The 17,347-nt window shown below is 58.4% G+C and carries 13 protein-coding genes and 1 pseudogene; 3 read left to right on the plus strand and 11 right to left on the minus strand.

The features are described 5' to 3' along the window. Nucleotides 1-270: 270 nt before the first annotated feature. From pgl to ACIGJB_RS27215, 10 genes are all read right to left on the minus strand, one after another. Nucleotides 271-966: a 6-phosphogluconolactonase gene (gene pgl, locus ACIGJB_RS27170; protein WP_483733064.1), complete on the minus strand. Its 696-nt coding sequence runs from the start codon at nt 964-966 to the stop codon at nt 271-273. A 267-nt stretch (nt 967-1,233) separates the two neighbouring features. After that, nucleotides 1,234-1,476, minus strand: coding sequence for a DUF6429 family protein (locus tag ACIGJB_RS27175; protein ID WP_483733065.1), 243 nt, complete (start codon nt 1,474-1,476; stop codon nt 1,234-1,236). Nucleotides 1,477-1,891: 415 nt separating this feature from the next. Continuing rightward, nucleotides 1,892-3,004: a porin gene (locus tag ACIGJB_RS27180; protein WP_483733066.1), complete on the minus strand. Its 1,113-nt coding sequence runs from the start codon at nt 3,002-3,004 to the stop codon at nt 1,892-1,894. A 159-nt stretch (nt 3,005-3,163) separates the two neighbouring features. Beyond that, a complete protein-coding gene (locus ACIGJB_RS27185; protein WP_483733067.1) occupies nt 3,164-4,486 on the minus strand; it encodes an MFS transporter in 1,323 nt (440 codons plus the stop codon). After that, nucleotides 4,483-5,544 carry a phosphoglycerate dehydrogenase gene (locus tag ACIGJB_RS27190; protein ID WP_483733068.1) on the minus strand — a complete coding sequence of 354 codons (1,062 nt, stop codon included), beginning with the start codon at nt 5,542-5,544 and terminating at the stop codon, nt 4,483-4,485. The genes ACIGJB_RS27185 and ACIGJB_RS27190 overlap by 4 nt, the downstream gene beginning before the upstream one ends. Then, entirely contained in the window at nt 5,541-7,673 is a 2,133-nt protein-coding gene (locus ACIGJB_RS27195) for a hydantoinase/oxoprolinase family protein (RefSeq protein ID WP_483733069.1), read from the minus strand. Before ACIGJB_RS27195 ends, ACIGJB_RS27190 begins: the two co-directional genes overlap by 4 nt. Nucleotides 7,674-7,678: 5 nt before the next feature. Then, nucleotides 7,679-9,346 carry a hydantoinase B/oxoprolinase family protein gene (locus ACIGJB_RS27200; protein ID WP_483733070.1) on the minus strand — a complete coding sequence of 556 codons (1,668 nt, stop codon included), beginning with the start codon at nt 9,344-9,346 and terminating at the stop codon, nt 7,679-7,681. Nucleotides 9,347-9,379: 33 nt separating this feature from the next. Further along, nucleotides 9,380-9,688 (minus strand): DUF4387 family protein, encoded by a 309-nt coding sequence (locus ACIGJB_RS27205; RefSeq protein WP_483733071.1) that lies wholly within the window; start codon nt 9,686-9,688, stop codon nt 9,380-9,382. Further along, nucleotides 9,681-11,090 carry an acyclic terpene utilization AtuA family protein gene (locus ACIGJB_RS27210; RefSeq protein ID WP_483733072.1) on the minus strand — a complete coding sequence of 470 codons (1,410 nt, stop codon included), beginning with the start codon at nt 11,088-11,090 and terminating at the stop codon, nt 9,681-9,683. Before ACIGJB_RS27210 ends, ACIGJB_RS27205 begins: the two co-directional genes overlap by 8 nt. A 113-nt stretch (nt 11,091-11,203) precedes the next feature. Continuing rightward, nucleotides 11,204-12,121 carry a LysR family transcriptional regulator gene (locus tag ACIGJB_RS27215; protein ID WP_483733073.1) on the minus strand — a complete coding sequence of 306 codons (918 nt, stop codon included), beginning with the start codon at nt 12,119-12,121 and terminating at the stop codon, nt 11,204-11,206. Between the two features lie 256 nt (nt 12,122-12,377). Between ACIGJB_RS27215 and ACIGJB_RS27220 the strand changes: the two genes are divergently transcribed. From ACIGJB_RS27220 to ACIGJB_RS27230, 3 genes and pseudogenes are all read left to right on the plus strand, one after another. Next, complete coding sequence (locus tag ACIGJB_RS27220) at nt 12,378-13,370, plus strand: Bug family tripartite tricarboxylate transporter substrate binding protein (protein WP_483733074.1); 993 nt, start codon at nt 12,378-12,380, stop codon at nt 13,368-13,370. Nucleotides 13,371-13,411: 41 nt separating this feature from the next. Next, a pseudogene (locus ACIGJB_RS27225) lies at nt 13,412-13,516 on the plus strand (cyclase family protein); the annotation flags it as partial. Nucleotides 13,517-13,797: 281 nt separating this feature from the next. Continuing rightward, nucleotides 13,798-15,450 carry an AMP-binding protein gene (locus tag ACIGJB_RS27230; protein ID WP_483733075.1) on the plus strand — a complete coding sequence of 551 codons (1,653 nt, stop codon included), beginning with the start codon at nt 13,798-13,800 and terminating at the stop codon, nt 15,448-15,450. Between the two features lie 790 nt (nt 15,451-16,240). Here the strand turns inward: ACIGJB_RS27230 and ACIGJB_RS27235 are convergent. Continuing rightward, complete coding sequence (locus ACIGJB_RS27235) at nt 16,241-17,293, minus strand: porin (RefSeq protein WP_483733076.1); 1,053 nt, start codon at nt 17,291-17,293, stop codon at nt 16,241-16,243. Nucleotides 17,294-17,347 lie beyond the last annotated feature (54 nt).

Below are 17,347 nucleotides of genomic sequence, written 5' to 3' on the forward strand. Positions count from 1 at the left end.
GCAACGCGCTTCATATTCGAGGTAGCAGAGGAGGCCGTCAGTTGCGTGGCGCCCTGCATAATGGACACTTGGGCGCACAGTGGAACTTGATTTTGTTCATTGCTTAGAGGTGCACAAACCTGCGCAACAACTCAAGCAACAGAGCAGTGCTTACTGCACGCTGGCTGACGTAACGAGGAGTTACCGCTGGCGAGGCAAAACCACACAAGAAAAGTACGAAGTACACTCATGAGCTGGAAGCCTTTGAAGCGGCCAGAAGCCCGCCCGCTACTACTTCTCCCAAAAGACATCAACCGGCGTCCTGTCTTGATGCCGGAGATAGCTTACTGGCAGCACCTGCGTGAGCTCCAGCGCCGCAGCGTCGAAGACCTCCTTTTTCCATACTCCGCTAAATCCCAGAATGATTCGGCGAGCCCCCAACAGCGCTCTGAGGTTTAGGCTCACTCGCTTGTGAGGCGCAGCGCGCGGGCTTAGGGAGAGATAGCCTGGGTCCTTTTCCAGCGAAAGTGCGGCCTTCAGTTCCGGGGCGTCCGCGAACAACGATGCGGTGTGGCCGTCCTCGCCCATGCCAAGCACCACAATATCCGGCTGTCGGTAGTTTCGATTGAGTTTGGCAACTACGGCGGAGGTATCGATATCGTCGGCTTCCCAACAATACGGTGGCACGGGCGGAAGAAATTCCGCTTTCGCCGCCGCGTTGCGCAGCAGGGTGTCACAGACCAGGCGCGCGTTGCTGGCCTCATGATTGAGCGGCACCATGCGCTCGTCCACAAGGATCACTTCCACCCGGTCCCAGCCGAGTCGCTGTTGCTGCAAGGCAGTGAAGACGGGTACTGGAGAGTGGTCCCCGGACACAGCCAGACAGGCGTGTCCCTTGACAGCCAAGGTCCGCTCGAGTTCGCACGCAATGGCCCCCGCAAGTGCGGTGACGTGGTCATTGCCGCCGTTGATTTCGATCTCGCGCATCCATCATCTCCGTGTCACAACTGGCGTTAGCGCTACCGTGTGCTCATCCCACGATTTCAACCACCGCAGCGAGTGCGGCGGTAGAGGCAACATACGGCTGGCAACGTGGCGCCATGTTCGCGCCGATCGAATACGTGTTGTCGCGTGCCAGAGCCATGGGATGAATTGGGTATTGGGGCTAAGGGACCCAGAGTCGGCACCTCGATCGAGACCTCGACACGACATCGTCAAGGCGCGCTGCCGGATGTGATCACTTGGCTTCGTCATTCACCCTGCCTCCTCTGGGCGAATGAAGTACTGAGAGGCCAACCGTCCCGCCTCGCGCAGACCACCGTCGGTAAACTCGACCGTCTTTGCGTGACTAACTGGATCGCCAATCATGCCTTTCTTGTGTAATCGGCTCAATGCATCCCAGTTCAGGCTTTTCCACGCGCGGCTCGGACTCTGTTGATTCAGCCAGAGGAGCGCGAGCACCATTTCATCGACGGTATGGGTATCCAGCATGTTCATAAGGAATAAGGATCCGCTTGCGAGTAGCCGAACAATGCTTGGCTGCAAATGTCACTTCCACATGGCTCGCGCTGCGGCTTGCCGAAGCATCGCACCCCGTCCCAGGTCATTTGCGGAAGCCGGAACATCTTCGGTGACTGAGGTACTCGCAGTCGCGTTCTCTAGCTTCTTCATGAATGCATCGCAAGTGACGATCGCCGCAGCATCGAAGTCCTCCAATTTGAGTTGGAGTTCGAGTTCCCGCGTAGTGTAGAGAGGATCGACGTTCTCACCAGCGAAGGATCGCGGCGAGCGGATTGTAGCAACCAACACCGATACCCTCCGGCACACTGGCAGGAAATCCATTTAGCTAGGGCTTCGACGTACCACGGCCTCCATTACTCGGGTCGAAAGGATACTTCGGCAAGCAGACACACTAGAACTTATGACGAATCCCGAGCGCGACACCAAGCATCCCGTTTTTGTCCCGACCAAGGTAGTAGCCATTGGCGAAGCTTACTGCGGATGTATCGAAATTCAGCCCGGAATTCTTCGCAAATGCAGTAGTCAGGTACACGTCCGTCCGCTTGGATAAGTTGTAGTCAGCGACGAACGAAACTTGCCAAGGATTGCTAACATTCACACCGGCGAGGTTCTTGACATCATCATAGAAGTAAGCCAGCTTAAGTCGAAGAGCAGTTCCTACATCGTAGTTCGCGCCAATCCAGTACATATCGTCACGCACTACGGTGGTGCCGCTGCCTGTCTTGTTGAGCCCCCAGCGGTAGCCAGCCATAAACTTGGCAGGGCCGACGGTATAACTCAGTGCAGCACCGGCCTTCCTGAAGTCTCCGAAAGGCGCGCCCTGCGCAAGGGTGGGGTTGAACTGATTGAACGCGATCGCCGCACCAAAGTTCCCACCCAAGTACGTGACCGCTGCGCCGTACCCGCTATCGCGACGGAACTGCCCCGGCACCTCGCCTGCGCCAGCCACGCCATTTCCGAATGACCAGTCAGCAATCGCCGTGACTGGGCCAAAGATTCCGGTGTACTTGACCACATTGTCCGAGCGGAAGTCGAGCCCCAGTTCCGCCGCGATCGGCTCATATTGAGTGGAAAAACCGGTTGGGGAGAAGTTGCTGAAGGCGTCAAAAATCGCCGTGTACTGGCGCCCAAATGTCAGCCGACCAATGCTGGCGCTCTCCAGCCCGACGAAGCTCTGACGCCCGAACAACCGGCCGCTATTCTGCAACTTGCCATCGTCAGCGCCAAATCCACTCTCCAGAACGAAAACCGCTTTCAGTCCCCCGCCGAGGTCCTCCGTACCGCGCAAGCCCCAGCGAGACCCGGACAACCCACCGGACGTAAGTCCTAACCTGGTCTTTCCGTTACTGGGGAAACCTGGTTGCCCCGGTGCAATGCTCGACAAGTTGCTGACGTACTCTATGTTCTCGTCTACCACCCCGTATAGGATGACGCTGTTCTGGGCAAGCGCAGCTTTCGATACCAATGCAGCAAGAATCCAGAAATATAACTTCTTATTTTTCACGCTAATGTCTCCTCCACTTTTCGTCAAATTTCTGTTGTGTTGACGGTTAATAATTTTTTGGTAAAAGGCCTCCTTTGAGGCCGACACGCGTGCGGCCTCTCGTGTAGTGGTACTCGGGTAGATTGAATCAGGCGGCCTTTCTGCTCGCCTCAGAGCCGCTTAGGGTGCAGGCGCGCAGAGCGTCTGCCGCGCAGGGGGGCGCGTGACTCGAAGTACAGCAGTAAGGAGGGCTGCGGCAAGTAAAGATCCGCTCATTACGAACAGCCCGCCCTTTGCCGCGCCATTAACGTGGCTGGCAACACCAACCAGGTACGGGCCGACGAAGCCGCCCATGTTGCCAATTGCTGTGATGACCGCAACCGAGATTGCTAGCGTCGGCTTTGAAAACAAGTCATTAAGCATGGCAAAGAAGGGAGGCTTGTTAGCAAAAATTCCAACCAAGGCCACCGTTATCGCGAGCAGGGCGGCCATTGGACTCGTCGAGGTTCCGGCCAGTAGCAGGCCAACGCCTCCGGCTGCAAGTGCAACGACAGTGAACCACTTACGCTCGCGTTTGATGTCAGACAGCCGTGCCCAGATCAGAACCCCCACTGTAGTTACTGCGTAAGGAAGACCTGACAAGAAGCCAACCGTCGTCAGCGAAAAGTCCCTGGAGAGCTCCCTCACAATCTGTGGCAGCCAGAATCCAATGCCGAGTGCGCCCATCTGCGATAGGAAGTAAATGAGCGACAGGAACAGGACAACTGGATTCAGGAGTACCTGCAACGGACTCAGGTCCCGGACCTTCGGACGAGCGAGCCGCTCGCGTTCAAACTCATGATCCAGCCATTTCTTCTCGGACGGACTAAGCCATGACACCACGGCCGGGCTATCGGGCAGAAGCCAGTAACAGGCAATGCCAGCGAATATCGCAGGCACGGCTTCGACAAACAACATCCATCTCCAGCCCGACAGCCCTAGCGAGGTAAAGGCTCCCATGAGCGCCGTGCTGGCCGGAGCGCCGGCTAAGTAGGTCACCGGCATCGCAACAAGGAATGCTCCCATAGCAAATGCACGGTCTTTTTCAAGAACCCACAGGGAGAAGTAATAGACCATTCCTGGGATGAATCCCGCCTCCGCCACCCCGAGAAGGAATCTCAGCAGATAGAGTTGCGTCGCAGATTGCACAAACGCCGTCAGTGCAGCAATGATTCCCCACGTGACGATGATCCGCGCAATCCATACCCTCGGGCCGTAGCGCATCAGCGCTAGGTTACTTGGCACTTCAAACAGGACGTTGCCAACAAAGAACAGTCCGGCAGCGAAGCCGAATCCCTCGCTGGTGAGACCGAGTTCATGGTTCATCTGCAGCGCAGCGTATCCAAGGTTAACTCGGTCTAGGAAAGCCATGGCGTACAGCAAGAAGGCGAACGGCAGCGTCCGGACAATAATCTTCCGAACCGTTCGCTTCGCCTCCTGTGGGTTCAGTATCTCGTTGGTCATACCAGGTCATTCCCAAGGAATTGCCGAGGTACGCGAACTCGCAGACTATGCGGCCCGTGTCTCTCCGTACGGCGTCCGTCCGCAATGACGCAACCCGCAGGCGGCTCATCGCCGGTCAGCACGGCTGCGACGCAGCGTGCTGCCATCAAGTTCATGCGCGCAAGCGCTTCGCTTGTGGACGCGCCTGCGTGCGGCAAGACGATGACATTCGGCAGGTTTGCCAACGCGTAAGTTACTGCTTCGTAACCAGGATCTGACTCACTCACGAACACGTCGAGCCCTGCGCCTGCAAGCCGGCCAGACTGTAGCGCGGCGAGCAGATCACGATCCTCTACCAGCCCACCACGAGCGGTGTTGATCAAAAAGGCAGTGGGCTTCATATGCTCGATGGTCTCCCGACGCATGAGAAACCGTGTCCGGTCTGTCAGAGGCGCGTGCAAGGTGACATAGTCAGACTCGGCGAGAAGGGTCTCTAGTTCCACGAACCTTAGGTCCTCGGATACTTCATGCGCCTGGGGAACCGATGGACTATGCACAAGGACGTTGACCTCGAAACCCTTGAGACGACGTGCGACCGCCTGGCCGATGCGACCGAAGCCGACAATCCCGACTGTCTTCCGATAGAGGTCCGAACCAAGCGGAATGCTCCATACTCCCCGTCTCAGGCCGTCCCCGCACTCACGAAAGCGGCGCCCCAGACCCAGCATCAGCCCGATGGTCAGATCCGCGACGGTGGCGTCGTTGGTGCCAGCGGCAATGGTTGCCACGCGGCCCAATTCTTGCACCGACTGTGTATCAATCCGCTCGTACCCCACACCGCGGCGCGCGACCACACGCAAGTCGGGGAGCGCGGCCAGCAGTTCCCGGGGGACGTGGGCGTGGCCGACGATCCATCCTGATGCTCCACAGAGCCACTGTAGCAACGTCTCGTGGGGGACATCGCCATCAGCCCGCCCAGCCGGTAGTTCCGCAATCACGACGTCGCAGCCACGTTCCCTCAAGTAGGCAATGGCCGCTTCATCGAAATGGCGTTGGGTGACAAGAATCTTACTTCTCATGGCGAGACTGCTACCTTGGCAGCACGGTTGGTTGAGGTGGCAGCTAGCGGAGACATCCCGATGTCGGCAACTAAGTTGAAACTCGAGTCCACCGTGACCGTACAGTCCGGGCCGACACTGAATGACGACTCGCGCTCTTCGAACACTGCAGGACCGTTGATCACTGCACCAGGTCGGAGCGCATAGCGGTCGTAGACGGTCGCCGTCACATCGCCGAACTCGGCAAAGTAGATGTTGCGCTTTCCACGCACGGCAGCCGTCTCCACCAGCGAATAGGCCAGGTTAATCGTGGAGCCAGGCATCCGAGCCGAGAGACGCAAGTTGACCACTTCGACTGGGACGTCGCCAATGACACGTCCAAACTGCGATGCATAGGTGGTCGCAAATGCCTCACCGACCATCGGCTCGTGAGTCGGGTTGAGTTCGCCGGTCGGCAGCGTCACTTCAACCTCGAATCCTTGCCCGAGATAGCGCATATCCGCTGAACGAGTGAGTTCGATCTCCAACTCACCCCCGCCCGCTTTGCGCAGGAGCTCCACAGCGCGTGCCTCCATTTCCGCGTAGAGGCAGGCAACACGAATCCAGTCGACCTTCTTTAAGGGCGCGATGTAACCTCGAACATCATTGACTGTAGGAGCCGTGATCAAGAAGCCAAAGGCGGAGATCACGCCAGCTCCCATCGGAATAATGACCCGACGAACCTTCAACAGCTTCGCGAGAGCATAGGCGTGAACTGGACCGGCTCCACCGAAGGCGACCATTGAATAGGCGCGCGGATCCTTGCCCTTTTCTGCCATGTGAACGCGAGTCGCAGCCGCCATCGTCTCTGTCACCACGGCCTGAATACCAATGGCAACCGGCCGAACTTCCATATTGAGCGGCTCGGCCAAGCGCGACAGCATTGCTGTTTCGACACGGCTGACCGACAACTCCATCTCTCCTCCCAAGAAAGCTTGTGGGTCGAGATAGCCGACAAGAAGATCCGAGTCCGTCACGGTCGGCTCGCTTCCTCCACGACCGTAGCTAACTGGTCCCGGCATCGATCCTGCGCTACGTGGCCCAACCTTGAGCAGTCCAATCTCATCGACCGACGCGATGGAGCACCCGCCGACACTGATTTCGATCATGTCGACAACGGTAAGCTTGAGCGGCAACCCGGAGCCGGGCTTGAACTTGTCCAGGCGACCCGCTTCGAACTCGTGCTTGATATGCGGTTGACCGTCCTCTACCAAGCACATCTTCGCAGTTGTACCACCCATGTCGAACGAGATGACCCGGCTCTCCGCTGTTTCGCGCGAAATGTATGCCGCGGCCATCGCGCCTGCGGCGGGACCTGACTCTAGGAGGCGAACCGGGAAAGCCTTAGCTTCGTCGATCGTTGTAATGCCTCCACTGGAGAGCATGATGTAAAGCTGCCCATCAAAGCCGATGCGGCCAAGATCTTGCTCGAGGCTGTCGAGATAAGCATGGACACGCGGCTGAACATAGGCATTGACACAGGCAGTATTGATCCGCTCATACTCGCGAATCTCCGGCGCCACATTTGCCGACAGCGTAACCAGCAAATCTGGATACATCTCCCCTACAATCTCGCGGGCACGGAGCTCGTGGACGGGATTAACGTAGGAGTGCAGGAATCCAATTGCCAACGCCTCGATCTTCTGAACCTCCACGAGTTCGCGTATGGCGCCCCGAAGAACTTCCTCGCCCAAGGGTTGGTGCACGCTGCCATCAGCCCGGATTCGACCAGGTATGCCTAAGCGCAGCGGCCGCGGGACAATAGCCGGTGCAGGGCGGGCATAAAGGTCATCGACGTCAAAGCGAATCTCACGACCCATTTCGAGAATGTCCCGAAAGCCATCCGTCGTGAGCAAGCCGACCCTGGAACCCGTTCGTTCGAGCACTGTGTTGGTAATCAACGTGGTGCCGTGAACGATGCTGTGAATCTGTCCCGGCGAAGTACCAGTTTCAGACATCAGCCGTTCGATTCCTTCGAGAATCGCCAGGCTGGGCGCCTCCGGTGTAGTAAGACGCTTCCCAGTCCACGTAAGGCCCCTCGCCTCGTCGTGCAATACGAAATCCGTGAAGGTGCCGCCGATGTCAACGCCAATTCGAGTTGTCTTGTTCATGCTGCTCATTCCACCTCAGTCCTCATCCCGAGCCCAAAGCCGTAGTCTTCCAAAGCGCGCTCTGGAGTGACAAATCCATTCGCGATATCTGCCGCGATTGCTTCGACATTTCGCTCGCCTGGCGAGCCGAATCCACCACCGCCTGCGAAAGACAACGTGACCCGACCGCCCGACGCGAGGGAGTTCACAGATTTCAGCGAGGCCTTGGTACCGTCTTCGAACCGAACTCGCGAAAGCTCTCCTGGATGTCCGCCCATTACGCCCAGCGCCGGATTCCTCTCTCGGTCTCCCAGCAGCACCACTCGCAACGGCGCCCCTGTGATGTTCTGCACCTCGATGTCCTGCCCCAGTCCGCCGCGATGGCGACCCGCGCCTCCTGAGTCGGTGCGATACTCCTTCTTGTTAAAGAGGAGCGGAGCGGTGACTTCCAACGCCTCGATGCTCCCTCCGCCCGAGTTCGACGGGAATGCCGTGGTCGACAGTCCATCAGCTAGTGCAGAGGCTCCCATTCCAGCGCTGGCGAATAGAATCAAGGAGAACGGCATCTTGTCCGATCCGCGACCTGCGAACTGCACTCGCAAGGCGGGCGAGCCTCCGCTGTCGGCAAGCACCCGGTCTGGCAGCACCTCAGCAAGCGCCTGGTAGACTGCGCAACTCAAAAGATGACCCGTAAGATGTCGAGCCATCACCGGTGCGGGAAACTTCGCATTGAGGATTGAGCCTTCCTCGGCAATCACCTTGATGGGCACATACGACCCGTGGTTACGACGTGTCTGTGGATCGAGCAGTATCTTGATCGGGTAGATCGTATAGGCCGTGGTGTAGTTGATTGTGCAGTTGATGCTGTGCTGGACCTGCGGTGAGCTACCCGTGTAGTCGACAGTTAGCGAGTCGCCGGCCACTGTGATGGCACACGCGATTACTGTCTCCTGTCCTTCCACGCCGTCGGCGTGCAACTCCGAGCGATAGACGCCATCGGGAATCGCCTTGATGGCTTGGCGCATTACGCCCTCTGCCTTGTTCTGCACGGCTGCCGAAAGCGCAACAAAGTCAGCGTTACCGGTGTCGCTGAGGAACTCGAGCGCACGACGCCGACACACTTCGTGTGCAGCAACTTGTGCGTTCAAATCGCCTAGCACCTGTTCAGGCAACCTGACATTGCTGAGGAAGAGGTTCAGCATGTCATCGTTGCGCTCGCCGGCCCGGCACATGCGAATCGGGGGGATCAGCACCCCCTCCGAGATCAAGTCGGTGACGCCCATGTTGGCCGTCCCTCCGATGTCGGGCACATGCGCTGCCGTGGCGCAGAACCCCACCAGCAGGTCGTCCCTGAAGATCGGTGTCACCATGGCGACATCCGGCAAGTGGCCAGTGGCGATCCATGGATTGTTGGTAATGACGCAATCACCTGGCTGCCAACTTTCGACCGGGTATTTCGCCAGGACACTCCGCGTCATGGCGCCCATAATCGCGGCAAATGCGGGAATGCCCGCGCGGCATTCCGCAATCGTCTCGCCGAGAGAGCTCAGAAGGACCACACAGTAGTCATTCGATTCTCGAATAATGGTCGAGAAAGCGGTACGCACAAGCGTAGTCGCAGCTTCGTCGGCGATGGCCACCAGCCTGCTCCACCAGATCTCCAACGTGATGGCGTCAATAGCACTCTTTTCCACTTCGTCTCCTTGTTACTTGTTCTAGCCGCTCTACTATCCAAGCTCTATTTCGAGTAATCGTGCATATTGCTGGCCGCAGTGCATGTCTCGTTCCTCGATACCGCCTTGCGGACTCTGCCGTGGATACGAGATCTTCAGAACGAAGAGATCCGGAACGGGGAAATGCTTCACCAATGCTGGTTCAACACCATAAGCCGCTCCGATTGCGGCAGCTCCGATCGCGCTGCTTTCGTGATAGGTGGAGAAGCTGTCATAGCCATCGAAGCTAATATCTATCGTGACCCAATATGGACCAGCGTTCTTCGAGCGCACGTTCCTTGTTACATCGCGAAGCTTAGGCATGTTTTTTCGCCTCCAGGTTCGACGCAGCATCAGACAGGTCTAACCAGTCGATGCGCACCAGTTCGAGTGGATGTTCGACTTCCACCACATGGTTCAGGCGGAATTCGTATACGGGACCGCGCTCAACTTCCGCAGGCGAGAACGGGAAGCCATAGCTAGGCAGTTCGGTGCCGGACTTCGCGGGAAAATGAAAGAAGATGGGATTGCAGGCCTTTGTGATGTGCGTAGCCATTTCCTGAGTACTTGCCGTTGCCACGAACATCATCCCGATCTCCATCGGCAATTGGCCGCCGCCAGGTTTCGGCTGCCCTGAGACGCCGTTCCAACCATACATACGTAGGGAGAGGTGGTAGTCACCTGCAGCACTTCCGATGACCCTGCCGACCCGCTCATGCAGTTTGGCGAGGAGCCGGTCATGGAAGCGGTCGGGGTCGGCCAGTACCGCGGGGTCAAGGATGCCCACCAACATCATGGTCTGGAACTTGCCAGTTGAAGCGCCTTCGAGTTTCATGGTGTAGGGCATCGGCTCCCACTTTGCCCCCGATACCTGTACTGTGCGGTCGTCGGCCGATGCATACCGCGCTTCGCAGACGTCGAGATGTCCGCCCGGCTCGACCAACCTGAATGGATTGCTGTTTTCGTACAGCATGTGCGCGGAGACGCTGTTTGGGGTGCAACGGTTGTTGGGCGAGAGCGCTTCCACCCGGAAGCCGTCGGCATCGATGCAAAGCAAAACGCCAGATCCAGCCGTCGGATCCGCCGAGCAAAGTGCGCCGCATTCGCCAATCTTGCCCGCATGCCAGGCGAGGCCTGGGGGCGTCCCATGCATTAATGGGAGCGCGGCAAGCACAGCCGGGTCAGATGTCCTTCCACCCACGACAATATCCGCGCCCTCCCTCAGTGCGGCAATGTACGGCTCCGGCCCCATTACAGCGACGATGTGATCGCAGGATTCGATGAGTGCGTCATCGATCTCCGGAGAGGGGGACAATGGGCGAATCTTGCCTTCCGCATGCTTGCGCTTTAAAGCCTCCTTGCTTTGTTCAGAATAAAGCAGGGCAATGCGCGGCCTTGTTCCAAGCTTCTGAGCGACTTCGACAACAATGTCGCGGGTCCAATTCACGCCGGAATCGCCGCCGGCTTGGCCAGACGTTCCGATCAGCAATGGGATTTTCCGCTCGGCCTGCGCGGCCATGAGGACCGTCAGGTCTGCGATTACGGCTTCGCGTGTGTTCTTGGAGATGCCCAGTGCGAGATAGGCCGCACCACTGTCGGTGGAGCCCGCATCAGTGGCAATTACGTCGGCTCCCTGATCGATTCCGTATCGGATTTCTTCGGGGCGCACGCCGACGCCCAGCGAGCCACAAGGGACCAGTACTTTGACGCTGCGGGAAGCAGTCATGGAAGTTGTCATCTCTGCGTTGATGTGAAGAAGCTCACATCATTGTGATGACACCTTCTACAGTGCTGAAGCGACTTTTTTGGATGGTTGCCTTCGTCAACGGCGATGGCCGCTTACCGAACCGGAGGGCGTTCAGCGCTGCCTGCCCTGGAGGCCACAAGATGCTTTAGCAATTGTCGCGCTGCCGGAGAAAGCAGAGCGGCGTCTCGCGCGCACACGATGAATTCCTGAGTGGCCCACGATTCAGTCAGCGCGAGGATGCGCAGGTTGTAAATTGCGCGGAATCGCTCGATAGCCTCCACGGGCAAGATGCTGAGCGCTAGCCCCGAGCTCACCACGCGCAGCGCTGCGTCAAAGCTGGAGACGAAAAATCGCATTCTCACCTCCCGCGCCAGATCGGTGGCAAAGCGATCCTCGATGATGCGCATCGCCGCATTCTGCGGCAAACCGACATGCTCGTATGCGAGCGTCTCCTCAAACTTGACACTGCTTTTGGATGCAAGCGGATGATGTTCGCCGACGACGACTGCATAGTGATCGGTGCCGGCGGGGTAGACGTCAAGCCCTGCAACTGTGAGCTTGCGGCAGATCCCGATATCTGCCAAGCCGCTTTCAATGCCGTGCACTACGTCCTCAGTCACGCGTTCGTCCAAACTAACTCGAACGTGAGGGTAGGCAGTGAGAAACGACGTCAAATCCTCTGTTAGGAACTCAACTATCGAGGTTGAGACGGCCAAAATTCGAACATGGCCGCGAACGCCGTCGCCGTACTCGCCAACCTCATAGCGCATGCGCTGAAGCTCGTCCAGGATGCGCCGTGCATGAATGGTAAGTGCCTCACCCGCCGCGGTTGGCCTGACACCGCGTTGACCCCGATGTAGCAGCGCGGTGCCAAGCGATTCCTCAAGGTCAGAAATGCGCTTACTCAGCGCGGATGGCGAGATGGCCTCTCGCACAGCAGCAGTCGCGATGCTTCCGGTTTCACAGACAGCGATGAACAGTCGTAGCGATTGTGGGTCCTCAAGCCTCATTGAATATCTCAGTGTCCTTGCGAGTGCAGTACAGGTCAGACGTTACTGCATGTGAGCGGGGGAAGTCAGAATCGCCATAGACGGCTATTGGAGATATATCCCGATAGTACAGGAAGGCTCCGCCAGGCCCAAGCGCAGTTCGTAGCGCGCTTTAGGCATCGAAAAGATCGAAGGCCGGCATCGAAAAATAAGGTTTGTACCCGACTTGTGGTCTCGCCATACTCGTGACTCCCACGAGACACCCAAATATCTGGTCATGACGAGAGAAGACCACAATGTCGCTCGCCGCGACGTCCTGCGGACTATTGCATTAATCCCGTTGCTGGGGCTGGATATCGCCAATCGGGAAGCTGTGGCCAGCCCCACTCCAGTTCGGCTGATTTTGCCGGTGAGCCCCGCCTCGAGCCTGGATATTGGCGCCCGAGCAGTCCAGCCTGAGTTGGCAAAGGCGCTCGGTAGTTCTGTGGTCGTGGATAACTTGCCGGGCGCAGGTGGTTTGCTCGGCACGTTGGCGCTGATAAAAGCCCCTCCGGATGGCACGACTCTCGCCATGATCTCCGTCAACCACGTAATCTTTCCTAGCCTTTACAAGGCGGCGACGTTCGATCCAGTCCGCGATATCACGCCCATCGCGATCATCGGTGCTGCGCCGCTCGTCGTCGTGGCAAATCCTAGGCTTCGTGCGAAGAATGCGCATGAGCTTGTCGCCTTGATGAAGGAGCGCCCTGGGAAATTGAACTTTGGGTCGTCGGGCAACGGTACCCAGTTGCATCTCGCTGGTGAATTGTTCCTGAAGGAAGTTGGGGCCAAAGCCAACCACATCCCTTACAAGGGGGTTGGTCCTATGATCTCCGACCTAGTTGGCGGGCAAATCGACTGGTGCGTCAGTGCACTGCCGTCCGTCCAGCAATACATAACTGACAGGACGCTGCGGGGCATCGGCGTGGCCAGTCTAAAGCGGGTGCCCACCTCGCCCGATCTACCGACATTTGCTGAGCAGGGCATTCTCAATTTTCAAATCGAAGGCTGGAGCGCGATGATCGCACCCAAGGGGCTGCCTCCAACCCAAGCAGATCGAATTCACAGTGCGATCGTTCAGGCGTACGGTGCGCCGGCTGTCAAGGAGACCATGTCCAAGCTCGGTTCAATCATTCGTATCAGTTCGCGGGAAGAAGCCGTCCGTTTCCTGAGCAGTGAACGGCGGAGATACTCGGAACTGGTAAAGGAAACTGGCCTCCAAATGGACTGAGCGCCGGAATCGGAGGTCGGCTGCTAGTCTTCGCACGGCCCCGGTGGCTGCGCGAGCATGGTCGCAACAGGTTCCTGCTTACCGCTCCGCCGCTGCGGTTGCCAGGAGCGGCTGGCTCGCCGGTCACACCAGTGGCAACAGTCTAAACCTCTGAGCACACCCGCAGGTTTGTTCTTTGCAATGGATCTGCGGGGTCTGGCACCGACCGAAATCGCGAAACGCGTTGAGAAACAGCATAGCTTTCCTCCTCAGGTATAGAAACTTCGCTTCATCTGTCTCGCCGTGCCTGTGTAGCCCAGCGGCCAAGAAGGGGCCTGGCATGCCTTCCAGGAGACCCCATGCGCGCCGGCCGATTCGGCATTGCACGGCGCGGCATGACATCGGCCCGGTCTCGCGAAATCTACCCCCACTTGTCATCGAAATCCAAATGCCCAACAGACACTGGATCCAGTCCTACGGTTCAATCCCCGTCGACATCAACGCCGATCGCTATCCCTCCGTTAACGCGTTGCTGGAAGCTGCCATGAGCCAATTCGCGAACAGGCCAGCCTTTCATGCATTCGGACAATCGCTGACCTATGCGGATGTCGATCGCCAATCCTCCGCGCTGGCGGCGTATCTGCAGAAGATGGCGGGAGTGAGGAAGGGCGACCGTGTTGCCGTTATGCTGCCTAACCTCCCGGCATTCCCAATTGCCTTCGTTGGCGTCACGAAGGCCGGCGGCGTCCAGGTCAACGTCAACCCGCAGTACACTGCCCGGGAACTCGAACATCAGCTCAATGACGCCGGCGTCGAAACGATCCTTGTCTACGACGGCGCCACACCTACCCTCACGGAGGTGATCAGCAACACGCGAATCAGGACGGTCATCACGGTCAGCCCCGGCGACGGCAGTGGCGCCGCGATCCCGGGCCCGGCAGTCGACGAGTCATTGCAAGGTGCAACGAAGTTGCCGGAAGCCATTGCACGCGGCGAGGCACTCGGGTTCGACCCGGTGAGTGTGAGCGGTGATGACTTGCTCCTTCTGCAATACACCGGTGGTACGACCGGCCTCTCCAAGGGGGCCGAGCTTACACATCGAAACCTCATAGCCAATATCGAGCAGTTCAAGGCCTTTATGCCCGACATGCTTGTGCCGGGCGACGAGGTCATCGTCACCGCGATCCCGCTCTACCATATCTTTGCGCTGGCGTTGAATTTCCTCACCGGGTTCTCCGTCGGCGCCGAGAACTGGCTTGTGCCAAATCCCCGGGACCTGGGCACGCTGATCGATGTGCTGAGAGCCGCCCGACCAACGATCTTCGTTGGCGTCAACACATTGTATGCAGGACTGGCTGCTCACCCACGCTTGTCTGAAGTCGACTGGTCGCGGCTGAAGCTATCCGCTGGTGGCGGGGCAGCGGTAATCAAAGTCGTCTCGGAGCAATGGGAATCGGTGACGGGCAGCTTTATTCGCGAAGGCTATGGCTTGTCAGAAACATCGCCGGTCTTGTCGTTCAACCCGCAGTTCACCACCTACTTCACCGGCACCACTGGACTGCCCGTGCCATCAACCGATGTCAAGCTACTCGACAGCCAGGACAGGGAGGTAAGCATCGGAATTGCCGGGGAGATCTGCGTCAAGGGGCCGCAAGTGATGCGCGGCTACTGGAACAAGCCGGAGGCCAATGCAACGGCGTTCACCTCGGACGGCTACTTCCGCACCGGCGACGTCGGCATCTTCGACGCAGGAGGGTCGCTGAGAATTGTCGATCGCAAGAAGGACATGATCATCGTCTCTGGCTTCAACGTCTACCCCAATGAAGTGGAAGCAGTTGCCAGCAGCTTTCCTGGCGTGGCCGAATGCGCCTGTGTCGGCGTGCCGGATGAACGAACCGGCGAATCGGTCAAGCTATACGTTAGCAAAGCACCAGGCATCGAGGTGACCGAGAATGCCCTACTCGCCCACTGCAGAGCCGTAATGGCAGCCTACAAGGTGCCCAGGATCATCCGCTTCGTCGATGCGCTGCCGAAGTCCAATGTTGGCAAGATCCTTCGGCGCGAACTTCGGAACTACGACGCATCCGATACACTCGAGTGAGCATTCCGAGGCATGCGGATGCCGCCGTCTCCTGACTCATCGAATTGCATCGGTGTGGCTAAGGTTTCACCAATGACCGCAGTAGCTTGAGGGGTCATTCGACAGTGTTGCCACTCATACGCTTGGATGTCGACTAGGCGACAGAATTCGGTCGTTCACCTCCGCTGGGATTTGTCGTCTCGGCGGGGCGACCGAAGCCGGTCGACCGCGATGTGATGCAGAAGCGTGGTGAACCACTCCTTCTTCCGCTGCCGTGCGGCTCCGAAGTACAAACGGTCCGATTCCTGTTGCTCGCTTATCCGGTTCTATGTCCGGCACGCATTGGACTGCCCCGTCCTTCGCTCCACCCACTCCGCAGTCGGTCCCCAGTATTATTCGCTGGTTTCTTCACTAACACGGCGAAGACTGATTTCTCCTGTCTGTTCATCATCGGCCACGACTCCGCGAATTCCCGATGCTGCCCCGTCGATGATGCCCCTGGCCAGCCGAGATATCTCCTTGTTCCCGCGCAAACACTGTCGGTGCGTGCAATGGTCTTAGACCACGCCCGGTCGTCGAGAAGCTTGCGTTCACCACTCCTTATATTGCCTTCAGCGATCTGAACCGCGTCAGTTCCGTGGACTACTCATCTATCGCGGCTCAATGACTAGTCCTCACGTTCCACTATAGACGCTACGCCGACCACATCGCGGTGGCCTGCGCACGTCTCGGGCTCGGGACCGATGTGGTTCGCTATTCCTTCATCGTAGTGGACTTGCACCACCTACTCCTTGCCGGTCTCCCGGGGCACTCAGAAATTATGGCGCAGGCCCAGCGTGCCGCCGTACTTGTTCCCTGTCGCGCCCTGCGACTTGATTAGCGTGTAGGCTCCGGTAATGCGGTTGTGATCCACTTCTAGATACGCCGTCGTGCGCTTCGAGAAGCGGTAGTCGACCACGCTATACACCGCCGTGCGCCCGCCGGTCTTGTCATGCTGCCAGTCGCGGAAGCCGCCGATCCCAATGCGCCATGGCGAGTTCGGGTTGTACGTCAGTCCGGCAATCAGCACGTCGTTGCGCGTGTCCTGGGTGCGGTAACGCACGCCAAGATAGCCCAGCGAAGCCTTGAACAGGCCCATCGTATAGGCCCCGCCGAGACCATAGACATTGCGCGTCTCCTTGCCGTCAGCACTATTGAGGCTCACTGCCGTGGCCGCCGCGCTGAGATTGCCCGCCGCATAGCTCACTGCCAGACCCCCGCCCGAGTTCGCGCGCGAATCACCCGATGTTTCGCCAAACGCGTAGTCACCCGACACGCGGAAATTGCGGAGCCTTAGTTCGTATTTGACAGAGTTATCCTGCCGGTTGCCTGTGTAGTTGGAAACGATGACCAGGGTATCGAGGTTCGGGTTGCCGAACGCCTGGGCCACGGCCATCGCCTGGTAGCCGACTGAATACTGGCGGCCGAACGAGAGCGCGCCGAGATTCGTATCGATCCCGACAAGCGCCTGTCGGCCGAACAGCCGGCCCTGCCCGTTCGTGGACTGCTGCGTGTAGCCGCCGCTCGCACTGGACTGCAGCGACGTGGCGGTGCCCATGTCGATGCCGCTTTCGAGTTCGAAGAACGCTGTACTGCCGCCGCCAAGCTTTTCCTCTCCCTTGATACCAACACGCGAGCCAAAAACCGGCCCCTCAGACAGCTCGAACTTGCCGTTTCCGGCGGGGTTGGCATTGGTGGAATACCGCACGCCGGCATCGAGAATACCCCAGAGGGTAACGTTGGACTGGGCATTTGCCGAAGCGCTGATGCATGCCAGCGCCATCGGCGCCAGCAATAGCCTCGGACTAAGCGAACGCGTACTCATGGTGAACGTCTCCTCTTCTGGTTTTGATGTCCGGTGGCATGCCATTGCAAAATC

The sequence above is a fragment of the Cupriavidus sp. C2SS-8b genome (assembly GCF_057073745.1).

Excerpts from the sequence above, each read along its gene's own strand:
- pgl (WP_483733064.1), bottom strand. The coding sequence starts at position 966 with ATGCGCGAGATCGAAATCAACGGCGGCAATGACCACGTCACCGCACTT.
- ACIGJB_RS27175 (WP_483733065.1), bottom strand. The coding sequence starts at position 1,476 with ATGAACATGCTGGATACCCATACCGTCGATGAAATGGTGCTCGCGCTC.
- ACIGJB_RS27185 (WP_483733067.1), bottom strand. The coding sequence starts at position 4,486 with ATGACCAACGAGATACTGAACCCACAGGAGGCGAAGCGAACGGTTCGG.
- ACIGJB_RS27190 (WP_483733068.1), bottom strand. The coding sequence starts at position 5,544 with ATGAGAAGTAAGATTCTTGTCACCCAACGCCATTTCGATGAAGCGGCC.
- ACIGJB_RS27195 (WP_483733069.1), bottom strand. The coding sequence starts at position 7,673 with ATGAACAAGACAACTCGAATTGGCGTTGACATCGGCGGCACCTTCACG.
- ACIGJB_RS27205 (WP_483733071.1), bottom strand. The coding sequence starts at position 9,688 with ATGCCTAAGCTTCGCGATGTAACAAGGAACGTGCGCTCGAAGAACGCT.
- ACIGJB_RS27210 (WP_483733072.1), bottom strand. The coding sequence starts at position 11,090 with ATGACTGCTTCCCGCAGCGTCAAAGTACTGGTCCCTTGTGGCTCGCTG.
- ACIGJB_RS27215 (WP_483733073.1), bottom strand. The coding sequence starts at position 12,121 with ATGAGGCTTGAGGACCCACAATCGCTACGACTGTTCATCGCTGTCTGT.
- ACIGJB_RS27220 (WP_483733074.1), top strand. The coding sequence starts at position 12,378 with ATGACGAGAGAAGACCACAATGTCGCTCGCCGCGACGTCCTGCGGACT.
- ACIGJB_RS27230 (WP_483733075.1), top strand. The coding sequence starts at position 13,798 with ATGCCCAACAGACACTGGATCCAGTCCTACGGTTCAATCCCCGTCGAC.
- ACIGJB_RS27235 (WP_483733076.1), bottom strand. The coding sequence starts at position 17,293 with ATGAGTACGCGTTCGCTTAGTCCGAGGCTATTGCTGGCGCCGATGGCG.